Genomic DNA, 12,978 nt, shown 5'->3' with positions numbered 1-12,978 from the left:
CTACCACGGACGAACCAATCGAGGGAGGTCGCGTGTCTCAGTCTCTGGCCGTCACCGCCCACGGCCTCGTCAAAAATTTCGGTGGGCGGCGGGTGGTCGACGGCGTCGACCTCGCGGTGCCGACCGGCACGATCTATGGCGTGCTCGGCCCTAACGGCGCGGGCAAGACCACGACCTTGCGCATGTTGCTGGGGATCATCGAGCCCGACGAAGGCGAGCGCACCCTGCTCGGCCGCGACCGCCCGCGCGAGGCGAGCGACCAGGTCGGCTATCTCCCCGAGGAACGCGGCCTCTATCCGCAGATGAAGGCCCGCGAAGCGATCGCCTTCATGGGCGCCCTGCGCGGCCTGCCCTGGAAAATCGGGCGCAAGCGCGCGATCGAGATGATGGAACAGGCCGGCCTGGGCTATGCGGTCGATTTCAAGATCCGCAAATTGTCGAAGGGCATGGCGCAGCTGGTCCAGCTGCTCGGATCGGTCGTCCACCAGCCCGATCTGCTGGTGCTCGACGAGCCTTTTTCGGGGCTCGACCCGGTCAACCAGGAAGGGCTCGAGCGATTGATCCGCGCCGAGCAGGCGCGCGGCGCCACCGTCCTGTTCTCGACTCATGTGATGGCGCATGCCGAACGCCTGTGCGACCGCCTGGCGATCATCGCCGGCGGGAAGCGCCGGTTCGAGGGGACCGTCGCCGACGCGCGTGGCATGCTGCCGATGCGCGCGCATTATCAACCCGAACGCGACGGACCGGAAGTGGCGGCCATACTGCCTGCCGACGCCCAGCATAATGGCCGCGACTGGGTATTCCCGGTCGCCGATGACGGGGTGGAGGCATTGCTGCTCAAGCTGACGCAATCGGGTTTTGGCGTGGCCGGCCTGTCGATCGAGCGTCCCGGGCTGCACGATGCTTTCGTGCGCATTGTCGGCGCCGAAGCGCTTGCCCAGGCTGAAGCGGAGGCGCTGTGATGACCGGCAATTTCCGTCGCGCGCTACGCCAGGCGATGACCGTTGCCCGGCGCGATTTCATCGCCACCGTGTTCACTCCGACGTTCCTGCTGTTCCTGCTGTCGCCGATGTTCACGATCCTGTTCGGCGCGGCCGGCGGGTTCGGCGCGTCGAGCATGGCGCAGGGTGCGGCCGACCGCGCGCGGATCGTCGTGATCGCCGCGCCCGACCAGGCGGCGGCGATCGTCGCGACCGACCGACAGTTGCGCCAGGTCTTCGGCCATGGCGACATCCCTCCCCCGCTCGACGTCGTGACACCGTCGGGCGATCCCGCCGCCCAGGCGCGGGCGCGGGTGTTGGGCCGTGACGGCGATGTCGACGCGGCGCTTTATGGTCCGCTCGAACGCCCGACGATCGTCTATGGCGGCGGCGGGCGCAACGAAGCGGATTATCTCGCGGGACTCGCCGAGCAGACGATGCGCGCGCAGAAGCTCGGCTCGACCGCGCCGCTGAGCACGCCGGCCAAGATAAAGATCGTCCGCACCGTCGTGACCACCAGCGGCCATAATGCCGCGGCCTTGTTCGCCGTCATGGCGATCTTCCTGCTGACCCTGTTCCTCGCCGGCCTGACGATGGGCACGATGGCGGAGGAGCGCAGCAACAAGGTGATCGAAGTACTCGCCGCCGCGGTGCCGCTCGAATCGGTGTTCTTCGGCAAGTTGATCGGCATGTTCGGCGTTGCTCTGCTGTTCGTCGGCTTCTGGGGCACGGTCGCCAGCCAGGTCACCAGCATCCTGCCCACCGGCATGGCGGCGGCGCTAGCGGGTGTGGCGCCGGCGGTCGGCAAGCCGGTCTTCGCGTTGCTGTTCCTCGCCTATTTCGTCATGTCGTATCTGCTGATCGGCGCGGTCTATCTGATCCTCGGCGCGCAGGCCTCCACCCAGCGCGAGCTTCAGTTGATGGCGCTGCCGATGACCGTTGTCCAAATGGCCAATGTCGGTATGTCGACCGCCGCCGCCGGCAGGCCCGGGAGCACGATCGCCTGGATCGCGGAGATTTTCCCGTTCAGCTCGCCGATGGCGATGGCCGCGCATGCCGCCAATTCGTCCGCGCTATGGCCCCACGCCGTCGCGATCCTGTGGCAATTGCTATGGGTGTCGCTGGTGATCTCGCTCGGCGCGCGCTGGTTCCGCCGCGGCGTGCTCAAGTCGGGCGAGGGCCCGAGGCGCAAACGCAAGCAACCGCAGCCCGCGAGCAGCTAGCCGCTTCACTATTGACATCTGTGTAAGTATAGGTTTGTTTCGGCCCATATATAGGAGAGTGGGCATGGCGACTCAGGCCGAACTGACCGAGATGATGGCGAAGGGTCCGACCTTCAAATATGAAGGCCCGGTCGATCCGCTCGACGTCAGCCGCGCCGAGCTCTACCGCGACGACGTCTGGCAGGCGCCGTTCAAGAAGCTCCGCGCCGAATCGCCGGTCCACAAGGTCGAGCATTCGGACTTCGGCCCCTATTGGTCGATCTCCACCTACAAGCCGATCGTCGAGGCCGAATCGCTGCCCGAGATCTTCTCGTCCGAAGTGGGTGGCATCACGCTCGCCGACTTCCTTCCCGACAGCGACGTGAAGATGCCGATGTTCATCGCGATGGACCGGCCCAAGCATACCGGCCAGCGCCGCACTGTCGCGCCCGCCTTCACGCCGAGCGAGATGGTCCGGATGAAGGGCGACATCGTTCGTCGCACCGCCGAAATCCTCGACACGCTTCCCTGGGGCGAACGGTTCGACTGGGTCGACAAGGTGTCGATCGAGCTCACCACCCAGATGCTCGCGATCCTGTTCGACTTCCCGTGGGAAGACCGCCGCAAGCTGACCTTCTGGTCGGACTGGGCCGGCGATATCGAATTGGTGAAGACGCCCGAACTGCGTGCGGAACGCCTGCAGCACATGTTCGAATGCGGCGCCTACTTCCAGAATCTTTGGAACCAGAAAGTGGGTAAGGAGCCCACGCCGGACCTGATCAGCATGATGATCCATTCGGACGCGATGGCCGAGATGGATCAGTACGAGTTCCTCGGCAACCTCATCCTGCTGATCGTCGGCGGGAACGACACGACGCGCAACTCGATGTCGGCGGCGGCTTATGGGCTCGACCTGTTCCCCGACCAGCGCGCGAAGCTGGAGGCGAACCCCGAACTGATCCCCAACGCCGTCCAGGAAATCATCCGCTGGCAGACGCCGCTCGCGCACATGCGCCGCACCGCGACGCAGGACTATGAGCTGGGTGGGCAGATGATCAAGGAAGGCGACAAGCTCGCCCTCTGGTACATCTCCGCCAATCGCGACGAGACCGTGTTCGGCGACGATGCCGACAATATCGTCGTGGACCGGCCCAATGCCCGGCGCCATCTGGCGTTCGGCCACGGCATCCATCGCTGCGTCGGTGCGCGTCTGGCCGAGCTTCAGATCAGCGTACTGCTCGAGGAAATGGCCAAGCGCCGCATGCGCGTGAACGTGCTGGGCGAACCCGAACGCGTCGCGGCCTGCTTCGTCCATGGCTATCGCAAGCTGCCGGTCGAGATCAGCAAATATTGAACGCAGAAATCGCGGCGGGTTGAAACCTGCGGAGCTCATCGTCCGTACCTATATAGGTCTGATCGATGGAGCCCGTATGATGACGTTCGACCGCCGCCATTTCCTGACCTTGGCCGGCACCGGTGCCGCGACGATGCTGTTCGGCGGCTGCCGCGCCGCGCCTGCCTCGCCGCCCGAAAAGTTCGAATTCCAGTTGAGCGACGCCGAATGGCGCAAACGGCTGCCCGGGCTCTCTTACCAGGTGCTGCGGCATGAGGCGACCGAAACGCCCTATACCAGCCCGCTCAACAACGAGCATCGCGCGGGCATCTTCTCGTGCAAGGGCTGCGCGCTGCCGCTCTATTCGTCGAAGACCAAGTTCGACAGCGGGACCGGCTGGCCGAGCTTCTGGGCACCGCTGCCCAACGCGGTGAAGACGCGCAACGACGGTTCGCTGGGCATGACGCGGACCGAAGTCCATTGCCGCCGCTGCGGCGGGCATCTCGGACATGTGTTCGACGATGGCCCCAAGCCGACTGGCTTGCGCTATTGCATGAACGGTGCGGCGATGAACTTCACGCCGGGTAAGGCGTAGCGCGTCGGCCGACGAGGTCTGCCTAGGCCGAATTCGATCGACGCCTCCCCGGCGAAGGCCGGGGCCCAGCTTCGCTGTCGTAGAGATGGCGCGCCGCCGCTGCGAGTAGATTGCCGCTGGCCCCCGGCCTTCGCCGGGGAGGCGTAAACTCAACACTTTCGCTACAATGACGGGTAGGTCCTGCTCAGTCGCGGACGCCGACCACTCCGCGGGCACCGACCGGCGCGATCGTGGCGATCGTCTGGCTGCTGCGCGACGTATCGATCTGCTCGTCATCGCCATTGTCCATCTTGGGCGCCCCGGCGCCGTAGATGAAACCCTTGGTCGGATAGACCGTGGTGCCGAGGCCGCCGTTCGGGCCGTACCAGACCTTGACCTCGCTCCAGTCGCCTTGGGGCGAGACGTCGATCGCGCGGACATTATATTCGACGCCGCCGCGACGCGACCAATTGGCGTGGGTCAGCAGGATCTCGTGGTCGTTGACGATGCCCGAGACCATTGCGACATGGCCGAGCGGCATGCGGCCGAACGAAGCGAAGGCGAGCACCGATCCGACCTTGGGCGTATTGCCACGCTCATATTTGCCGGCGGCCTGCGACCACCAGGTGTTGGCGTTGCCGAAAATCTGGATGCCCGAAATCTCGCGCGCATAGGGAGCGCATTGCCAGAACCGAGCCTGAGCCGGCACCGTCGTCGCCAGGGCGCAGAGCGCCACCAGCGCGAATCGCGCTGCCAAACCACCAAATTTCATGCGACCCCCCAAAAGGTCCGTTGAAGTGTTGATGGTGGGTTAGGTGGACAAAACCGACATGGGAACCCTGTCGGCACGATGAACGGAACCTTTCACGACGAACTGTGTTTCGTCGCCGGTGAATGCCCAAATGGGGTACTGCGCGGACCCGATGGACGCCTGCCGCACCCACATTTTGTGGTCGAAATCCGCCGAATCGCTACCGGTGTCACGGCGCGTGCGGTGCCCCTTCGGCCTCCGCCGCCGCGATCATCCGCTCGAGGCGCGCTTCATGCTCGGTGCGCCCGAACGGGAATTTGGAGAACAGAATGGCCGCCAGGATCGCGAGCGAGCCGTAGATCAGGATGAAGGCCAGCGTCAGATGGTCGATCACCGCCACCGGCACCATGCCCGGCTTCGCACCCTTGGGGAAGGATACGAGGTCGAGCAACTGGCCGACGATCATGATGCCCAGGCCCGAGGTGCATTTCTGGACGAAGAACGAGCCGGCGAAATAGACGCCTTCCGACCGGCGTCCGGTCCGCGCTTCCGAATCCTCGACGACGTCGGCCATCATCGATGCGCCGAGGATGAACGACGACACGCTAAGTGCCGTCGCGGTGACGAAGATCGGCAGCAGCAGAAACACCAACGCGCTCGATCCCGGTGGCGGCAAGACGCCGGCGAAGCGCAGCCAATAGGGCATGGTGTGGAACACCGTAGCGGCCAGCACGAACCCCATCGCGGCATGGGGTTTGCTCATCCGCTTGCCGACCGCCGGCGCGATGACGAAGGCCAGCGCCGCACCCAGCATCAGCGCGAACGGCAACAGCTGCAACGTCCAGGACTGGAACTGCCAGACGTAGCTATAGGTGTAGTTGGACAACGCGTAGCTGATGCCTTGATTGGTATAGGCGCAGATGCCGGCCAGCATCAGGATCAGGAACCCGCGATTCTTGACCGTTTCCCATAGCTCGCGGAAATGCCCGCCGAGCGTCTGGCTTTGTACGACCGTTTTGGGCAACCGCGCGATTTCATGATGCGTGCCGAGCGCCGAGGCCAGGATCGCAACGACCATGATGACGGCGCTCGCGATCGCCAGATGGCCATAGCCGACGCGATTGAGCAGCCCGTTGGGATAGGCTTCCGACGGCGTCAGGAACACGCCGTAAGCGAGCAATAGGATCGACAGACCGCCTGCCCAGCCGAACAGATAGCGGTAGGAAGTAATCCGCGTGCGCTCGTCATAATCCGACGTCAGTTCGGGCGTCAGCGCCTGTGACGGCACTTCGTAGCAACTGACCGCGCTGCGCACGACGACCGCGGTCACGAACAGCCAGGCAAGCGTTGCCCCGCTGCTCAGATGCGGCGGATTCCACAACAACAGCCATCCGATCGCGATCGGCAGCGCGGCCGAATACATCCATGGATGACGCCGTCCCCAGCGCCCGCGCGTGCGATCCGACAACACGCCGATCAGCGGGTCGACGAACGCGTCGCAGACGAGCGCGACGAAGATGATCAACCCGACCGTCGAGGCGTCGAGCCCGACCACCTGGTTGTAAAAGATCAGCAGGAACGTGCCGAATCCGGCATCCTTGACGCCGTAGGCGACCGATCCGAAGCCGTAGCTTGCCGTAGTCCGGTTCGAAAGCCGCCGCGGGGCCGGCGTCGCCAGTTTGCTCACGAGGCCGCCGCCTCCAGTGACGAGAACAGGCCCGGCACGCTGTCGTCCCAGCTCGCGCGCGTGCCGATCAGCATGCCGCCATCGACCAGGATATGGGTGCCGGTGACGAAGCTGGCGTCATCGCTCGCCAGATAAGCAACCGCTGCGGCGATGTCTTCGGGCCGTCCGGCCCGCTGCACCGGTTGGGCGTGCGCGGCGGTCTGGGCAATCACGCCGTTGACGTGATCGCGCACTGCGCCTTCGAGCCCCAGCGCCGAGGTGAAGATGTTGGTGGTGATGAACCCCGGTACCACCGCGTTGACGCGGATATTGTGCTTGGCGAGGTCCGCAGCGGCTACCTTGGTCAGATGCAGCACGCCTGCCTTGGCGGTCGAATAGGCGGTCGGTGCGTAACCGCTGCCCAATGCCGAGACGCTCGACGTGTTGACGATCGCCCCGCCGCCACGCTTCGCCATCAGCGGTGCCGCATAGCGGATGCCCATCGCCACCGATCGCAGCAACAAGCTCATCGTGCGATCCCAATCGTCCGGCGAAATCTCGTCGATCTTGTCCCGCGCGCCCGCTGCGCCCGCATTGTTGAACAGAATATCGAGCCCGCCCGCGGCATCGGCGGCCGCCATCAGCGCTTCGATATCGGCGGCCTGGGTCACGTCGGTTTTCTGGAAGCGGATGCGGCCGTTCGACGTTTCGGCAAGCTCCTGTCCGCCCGCAATATCGACATCGCCGATCAGGACGTCCGCGCCTTCCTCGACCAGTCGCAACGCCGTTGCACGCCCAATACCGGAGGCGCCGCCAGTGACCACGGCGCGCTTGCCCTGAAACCGCATTCCATTCTCCTGCATGTATTTTTCATGCAGCATAGAGGGGGCTTGAGGCCGGTCAATCCAGCTTTTCGAATTTCGGGTTTGTTTGATGTTGCAGCGAGCTTTCCGCCAAACTACCAACCGTCACCCCGGCCTTGTTCCGGGGTCCAACCGTCCACAACGGAATCCGGCCGTTGTTGCACGTTGGATGCCGGGACAAGCCCGGCATGACGAGTTGGACAAGGGGAGAGGAACGTCATGGCGCTCGACGCCGAAACCTTCGACGCACTGATCGACACCGTCCGCCGCTTCGTGACCGAGCGGCTTCGTCCCTTGGAAGCCGATGTGGAAGCGCAAGACGCCATCCCCGAGGATGTTACCGCCGAGATGAAGGCGATGGGCCTGTTCGGCTTGTCGATCGCCGAGGAATATGGCGGCCTGGGCCTGACCATGCTCGAAGAGGTGAAGGTCGCGATCGAGCTCGGCCGCACGACACCGGCGTTCCGCTCGAGCTTCGGCACCAATGTCGGCATCGGCAGCCAGGGCCTCGTGATGGCGGGCAGTCCAGAGCAGAAAGCCGAGTGGCTGCCCCGGATCGCGAGCGGCGAGATCATCACCAGCTTCGCGCTGACCGAACCCGATGTCGGTTCCGATTCGGGTGCGGTGAAGACCAAGGCGGTGTGGGATGGCCAGGCCTATCGCCTGTCTGGCACCAAGCGCTTCATCACCAATGCCGACAAGGCGGATCTGTTCACCGTGATGGCGCGGACCGGCGACGCGCCGGGCGGCCGCGGCGTTTCCGCTTTCCTGGTCCCGCGCAATCTTGCCGGCGTGTCGATTGGCGAGCCCGAGAAGAAGATGGGCCAAAAGGGCGCCAAGGTTGCCGACGTGATCTTCGATGACGTGGTGGTCCCGGTCGAGAACCGGCTCGGTGCCGAAGGCGAAGGCTTCAAGATCGCGATGCGCGTGCTCGATCGCGGGCGCTTGCACATCTCGGCAGTCTGCGTCGGCGTCGCTGAGCGGCTGATCGCCGATTGCGTCGCTTATGCCAGCGAGCGCAAGCAGTTCGGCAAGCCGATCGCCGAGCACCAATTGATCCAGGCAATGATCGCCGATTCGAAGACCGACGCGCTCGCCGCCAGGGCATTGGTCCTTGAAACCGCGGCGGCCAAGGATGCGGGCAAGGACGTCGTCATGGAATCGGCTGCGGCCAAATATTTCGCCAGCGAGATGGTCGGCCGCGTCGCCGACCGCGCGGTGCAGATCTATGGCGGTGCGGGCTATATCGCCGATTACGGCATCGAACGGCTCTATCGCGATGTCCGGCTGTTCCGCATCTACGAAGGCACCAGCCAGATTCAGCAACTCATCATCGCGCGAGAAACGCTGAAACGCGGGGGGTGAACGGACGGAGCGTAACAAGCCGTCGCCCCAGCAAAAGCTGGGGCCTCAGGCGACGGCGCGCTGGCGGTGCCGATTGCGGCACAAGATCCCAGCTTTCGCTGGGATGACGGTTTTCAGAAACGGGAGACACCAATGGACACCAGCAAATTCTTCAGCCTCGAAGGGCGCGTCGCGCTGATCACCGGGGGATCGCGCGGCATCGGCAAGATGATCGCTGCGGGCTACATCGCGCAGGGAGCCAAGGTGTACATCTCGTCGCGCAAGGCACCGGCCTGCGAGGAGACCGCCGCCGAACTCGGCCCGAACTGCATTCCGATTCCGATGGACGTCTCGACCGTCGACGGCTGCAAGGCGCTCGCCGCCAAGCTGGCCGAGCATGAGGATCATCTCGACATCCTGGTCAACAATGCCGGCGCCGCCTGGGGCGTGCCGTTCGAGGAATTCCCGGAAAGCGGCTGGGACAAGGTGATGGACCTGAACGTCAAATCGCCCTTCTTCCTGACGCAGGCGCTGCACGGCCTGCTCAAGGCGCAGGCAAGCTATGACAAGCCGAGCAAGGTGATCAACATCACCTCGATCGACGGCCTGCGGCTCAATCCGTGGGAAACGTACAGCTATCATGCCTCCAAGGCGGCACTGATCTATCTCACCAAGCGGATGGCGGCACGGCTGATCAAGGACGCGATCATCGTCACCAGCCTGGCCCCTGGCGCCTTCGCCAGCGAGATGAACCGCGCCGCGCGCGACCACGGCGATGAGGTCGCCAAGAACATTCCGATGCGCCGTATCGGCACCGACGAGGATATGGCGGGCGCCGCGATCTTCCTCGCCAGCCGCGCCTCGGACTATGTCGTCGGCGATACGCTGGTGGTCGACGGCGGTCTGGTCAACGCGGCGCTGGGCACGTCGATCGACGCATAAATCCCTCTCCCATCGGAGCGCAGAAGGCGCGGAAGGGTGAGGGCAGAAACCGATGCCTGCCCTCACCCCTCGCCGCTACGCGGCTCGACCCGTGCCGGGTGAATGGCGCCCCGCGCCATTCAGGTCATGCCGGGGGCATGACCGACCCGGCGCGCCCACAGGGAGAGGGTTAGGAGGTCATAGCGGCACCATTCGCATTCTGCGGATGGTTCGGCGTCAAAATCAGCGTCCGCCCCTCTACGCGCCAGCTCTTGAGCCGCGACAGGAAGTTCATCCCGATCACGTCCATGTCGCCGAATGCCGGCGAACTGACGACGGGCAGATCGCGCGCGACGATATTGCCAATGCGCAATTCGGGCACGGTCGCGGTATCGGCGCGAACCGATCCGTTGGCAGTCTGGATGATCATCGGGAACGGGCTCGGGCTCAGCCGCAGCCCCGCCGCTTCGACGGTATCGGTCGACAGAGCGGTTACCGTCGCGCCGCTGTCGACCAGCATCTTGCGTTCGACATGGCCGAAGCGAACGGTCACCCAGAAATGGCCATCATCGGCCATCGGCACGCGCATCTCCTTACCGACGACCTGTTGCCCGTCCTCCAGGTGCAGGATCTTGGCGACCCGCGCGAACATCGGATCGAACCGCCCGCGCTCACCGACCAGCATCACGATCAGCCCGAGCGAGACGACCAGCGCCGTCATCGACAACAATCGCCCGACCACCCGAAACCGCCGGGCGAGCAGCATCAACACGACGACGATGCCGATCAGGAGATATAGCGGCAACGAGCCACCCAGAGCGTCAGCCATGCATGCCACCTGCCATAGACTAGATGTATGGCGGCTGAGCCGTGGGTCAATCCATCATCAGCGCGCGACCCCGCCTGCGGCGAGCACCGCCAGCGTGACCAACTCGCTCGCGGTCGAGGTCATCGGCGCGATCTGGACCGGCTTTTCCAGCCCGACCAGCATCGGTCCGATCACTGCATCGCCGCCGAGTTCGCGGAGCAATTTGGCCGAGATGTTGGCCGATTGCAGTCCAGGCATGATCAGCACATTGGCCGGCCCCGACAGTCGGGCGAACGGATAATTCGCCAGCTGGCGCGGGTTGAGCGCGACGTCGGGCGCCATCTCGCCTTCATATTCGAAGCTCACCTGGCGCCGGTCGAGCACGCCCACCGCTGCGCGCAGATTCTCGAGCCAGCGCCCCTCGGGGTTGCCGAAAGTCGAATAGCTCAGGAACGCGACGCGCGGTTCGTGACCCATGCGGCGTGCGACCGCGGCGGTCTGCTCGGCGATGTCGGCCAATTCCTCGGCGGTCGGGCGCTCGTTGATCGTCGTGTCGGCCATGAACACGGTGTGCGTCTGGCCGACCATGACATGGATGCCGAACGCGGTCCGGCCCGCCTCGATGTCGATCACCTTGCGCACTTCGCGCATCGTCTGGGCATAGGTCCGGGTGACGCCGGTGATCATCGCATCGGCTTCGCCGAGCTGGAGCAGCACCGCGCCGAAAATGTTGCGGTCCTGGTTGATCATCCGCTCGCAATCGCGGCGCAGATAGCCGCGGCGCTGGAGCCGCTGATAGAGGAAATCGACCATCCGCGGCACCAGGGCCGAGGTGCGGCTGTTATGGACCTCGTAGCTTTCGACGTCCTTGACGCCGAGCGCACGCAGCCGGTCGTGGACGTCGTCGCGTCCGACCAGCACCGGCGTACCGTAACCGCCCTCGCGGAACGCCACCGCGGCGCGCAGCACGACTTCCTCCTCGCCTTCCGCGAACAGCACGCGCTTGGGTTGCGCGCGCGCGCCTTCATAGGCCTGGGCGAGCACGCCGGTGGTCGGGTTGAGCCGGCCGCGCAACTGCTGGCGGTACGCCGCCATGTCGAGGATCGGCTTGGTGGCGACGCCCGAATCCATCGCCGCCTTGGCGACCGCGGCGGGCACCAGCTCCATCAGCCGCGGATCGAACGGTGCGGGAATGATATATTCGGGACCGAACGTATGACGCACGCCATAGGCGACGGCCACTTCCTCGGGCACCGCTTCGCGCGCCAGTTCGGCGATCGCATGCGCGGCGGCGATCTTCATTTCCTCGTTGATCCCGGTCGCGCGCACGTCGAGCGCGCCGCGGAAGATGAACGGAAAACCGATCACGTTGTTGACCTGGTTGGGATAATCCGAGCGGCCAGTGGCGATGATCGCGTCGGGACGCGCTTCCTTGGCCAGCTCGGGTCGGATTTCGGGCTCGGGATTGGCCATCGCGAAGATGATCGGCGCCTTGGCCATATCGCGCACCATGTCGGGCGTGACCGCGCCCGCCGCCGACAGGCCGAGGAAAACGTCAGCGCCGTGCATCGCTTCCTGCAAGGTCCGCTTCTCGGTGTCGACGGCATGCGCCGACTGCCACTGATTGACCTTCTCGCGGCCCTTGTAGATCACGCCCGATCGGTCGCACATGATGACGTTGTCGGACCGCACGCCCATCGCCTTGATCAGCTCGGTGCACGCGATCGCCGCCGCGCCCGCGCCGTTGACCGCGACCTTGATGTCCGAAAGGTGGCGGCCGGTCAGCAGGCAGGCGTTGATCAGTCCGGCCGCGGTGATGATCGCGGTGCCATGCTGGTCGTCATGGAAGACCGGGATGTTCATCCGCTCGCGCAGGGTCTGCTCGATGATGAAGCATTCGGGCGCCTTGATGTCCTCAAGGTTGATGCCGCCGAAGCTCGGCTCCATCAGCTCGACCGCGTCGATGATGCGGTTCACGTCCTCGGTGTTGAGCTCGATATCGATCGCGTCGACATCGGCGAACCGCTTGAAGAGGACCGCCTTGCCTTCCATCACCGGCTTGGACGCCAATGCGCCGAGATTGCCCATGCCCAGGATCGCGGTGCCGTTCGAGATGACCGCGACCAGATTGCCCTTGACGGTATAGTCATAGGCCATCGCCGGATCGTCGGCGATCGCCTGAACCGGGATGGCGACGCCAGGCGAATAAGCCAGCGCCAGGTCGCGCTGCGTCGTCAGCGGTTTCGACGCGATGATCTCGATCTTGCCGGGCCGCCCTTCCGAATGGAAGAGCAGCGCTTCTCGGTCGGAAAACTGCACGGAAGTTTCGTCGGCCATCCTGGTCCTCTCTGTTGCGCCGTCTTTAGGTGCGCGTTGGGGAGAAGGAAACCGGCTTGCCGCTCCTTGATGCACTTTTGCCGACACGGATGCGCCGCCCGCCGGGCGGAAATCCGCACACTTTACCCACAGCAAAGGGCAAAAGCGGGATTTGCGCCGCAGATCGGCTGGGCTAACCGACGCCAATGGCTGACGCCGC

General features: G+C 64.8%; 11 protein-coding genes. 6 read left to right on the top strand and 5 right to left on the bottom strand.

Going from position 1 to position 12,978, the window contains the following annotated elements:
• Positions 1-32: 32 nt before the first annotated feature.
• The 4 genes from SMA01S_RS13835 to msrB all read left to right on the top strand — a co-directional run bounded on the left by SMA01S_RS13835 (position 33) and on the right by msrB (position 4,110).
• Positions 33-962, top strand: a complete 930-nt coding sequence (locus SMA01S_RS13835; RefSeq protein WP_066823272.1) for an ABC transporter ATP-binding protein — start codon at positions 33-35, stop codon at positions 960-962.
• Complete coding sequence (locus SMA01S_RS13830; RefSeq protein WP_066823269.1) at positions 962-2,203, top strand: ABC transporter permease; 1,242 nt, start codon at positions 962-964, stop codon at positions 2,201-2,203. The genes SMA01S_RS13835 and SMA01S_RS13830 overlap by 1 nt, the downstream gene beginning before the upstream one ends.
• Before the next feature lie 91 nt (positions 2,204-2,294).
• Entirely contained in the window at positions 2,295-3,536 is a 1,242-nt protein-coding gene (locus tag SMA01S_RS13825; RefSeq protein ID WP_439654311.1) for a cytochrome P450, read from the top strand.
• Positions 3,537-3,615: 79 nt separating this feature from the next.
• On the top strand, positions 3,616-4,110 hold the full coding sequence (gene msrB, locus SMA01S_RS13820) for a peptide-methionine (R)-S-oxide reductase MsrB (RefSeq protein WP_066823354.1): 495 nt from the start codon (positions 3,616-3,618) through the stop codon (positions 4,108-4,110).
• A gap of 184 nt (positions 4,111-4,294) precedes the next feature.
• On the opposite strand, the gene SMA01S_RS13815 is transcribed toward msrB, so the two are convergent.
• The 3 genes from SMA01S_RS13815 to SMA01S_RS13805 all read right to left on the bottom strand — a co-directional run bounded on the left by SMA01S_RS13815 (position 4,295) and on the right by SMA01S_RS13805 (position 7,354).
• Positions 4,295-4,861 carry a CHAP domain-containing protein gene (locus SMA01S_RS13815; RefSeq protein WP_066823263.1) on the bottom strand — a complete coding sequence of 189 codons (567 nt, stop codon included), beginning with the start codon at positions 4,859-4,861 and terminating at the stop codon, positions 4,295-4,297.
• Between the two features lie 208 nt (positions 4,862-5,069).
• Positions 5,070-6,527, bottom strand: coding sequence for an MFS transporter (locus SMA01S_RS13810; RefSeq protein ID WP_174543148.1), 1,458 nt, complete (start codon positions 6,525-6,527; stop codon positions 5,070-5,072).
• Positions 6,524-7,354 (bottom strand): SDR family NAD(P)-dependent oxidoreductase, encoded by an 831-nt coding sequence (locus SMA01S_RS13805; RefSeq protein WP_066823350.1) that lies wholly within the window; start codon positions 7,352-7,354, stop codon positions 6,524-6,526. The genes SMA01S_RS13810 and SMA01S_RS13805 overlap by 4 nt, the downstream gene beginning before the upstream one ends.
• A 234-nt stretch (positions 7,355-7,588) precedes the next feature.
• Here SMA01S_RS13805 and SMA01S_RS13800 point away from each other — a divergent pair, with 234 nt between their 5' ends.
• Positions 7,589-8,734, top strand: a complete 1,146-nt coding sequence (locus SMA01S_RS13800; protein ID WP_066823260.1) for an acyl-CoA dehydrogenase family protein — start codon at positions 7,589-7,591, stop codon at positions 8,732-8,734.
• A gap of 132 nt (positions 8,735-8,866) precedes the next feature.
• Positions 8,867-9,655 carry an SDR family oxidoreductase gene (locus SMA01S_RS13795; protein WP_066823257.1) on the top strand — a complete coding sequence of 263 codons (789 nt, stop codon included), beginning with the start codon at positions 8,867-8,869 and terminating at the stop codon, positions 9,653-9,655.
• Between the two features lie 169 nt (positions 9,656-9,824).
• On the opposite strand, the gene SMA01S_RS13790 is transcribed toward SMA01S_RS13795, so the two are convergent.
• A complete protein-coding gene (locus SMA01S_RS13790; protein ID WP_066823254.1) occupies positions 9,825-10,463 on the bottom strand; it encodes a retropepsin-like aspartic protease family protein in 639 nt (212 codons plus the stop codon).
• 57 nt (positions 10,464-10,520) lie between these two features.
• Positions 10,521-12,779, bottom strand: a complete 2,259-nt coding sequence (locus tag SMA01S_RS13785) for an NADP-dependent malic enzyme (protein WP_066823251.1) — start codon at positions 12,777-12,779, stop codon at positions 10,521-10,523.
• Between the last annotated feature and the right edge of the window lie 199 nt (positions 12,780-12,978).

Source organism: Sphingomonas mali NBRC 15500, assembly GCF_001598415.1.
GTDB classification, from domain to species: domain Bacteria; phylum Pseudomonadota; class Alphaproteobacteria; order Sphingomonadales; family Sphingomonadaceae; genus Sphingomonas; species Sphingomonas mali.
The sequence above is the reverse complement of the archived record's forward strand: the minus strand, read 5'-3'. Positions and strand labels throughout refer to the sequence as shown.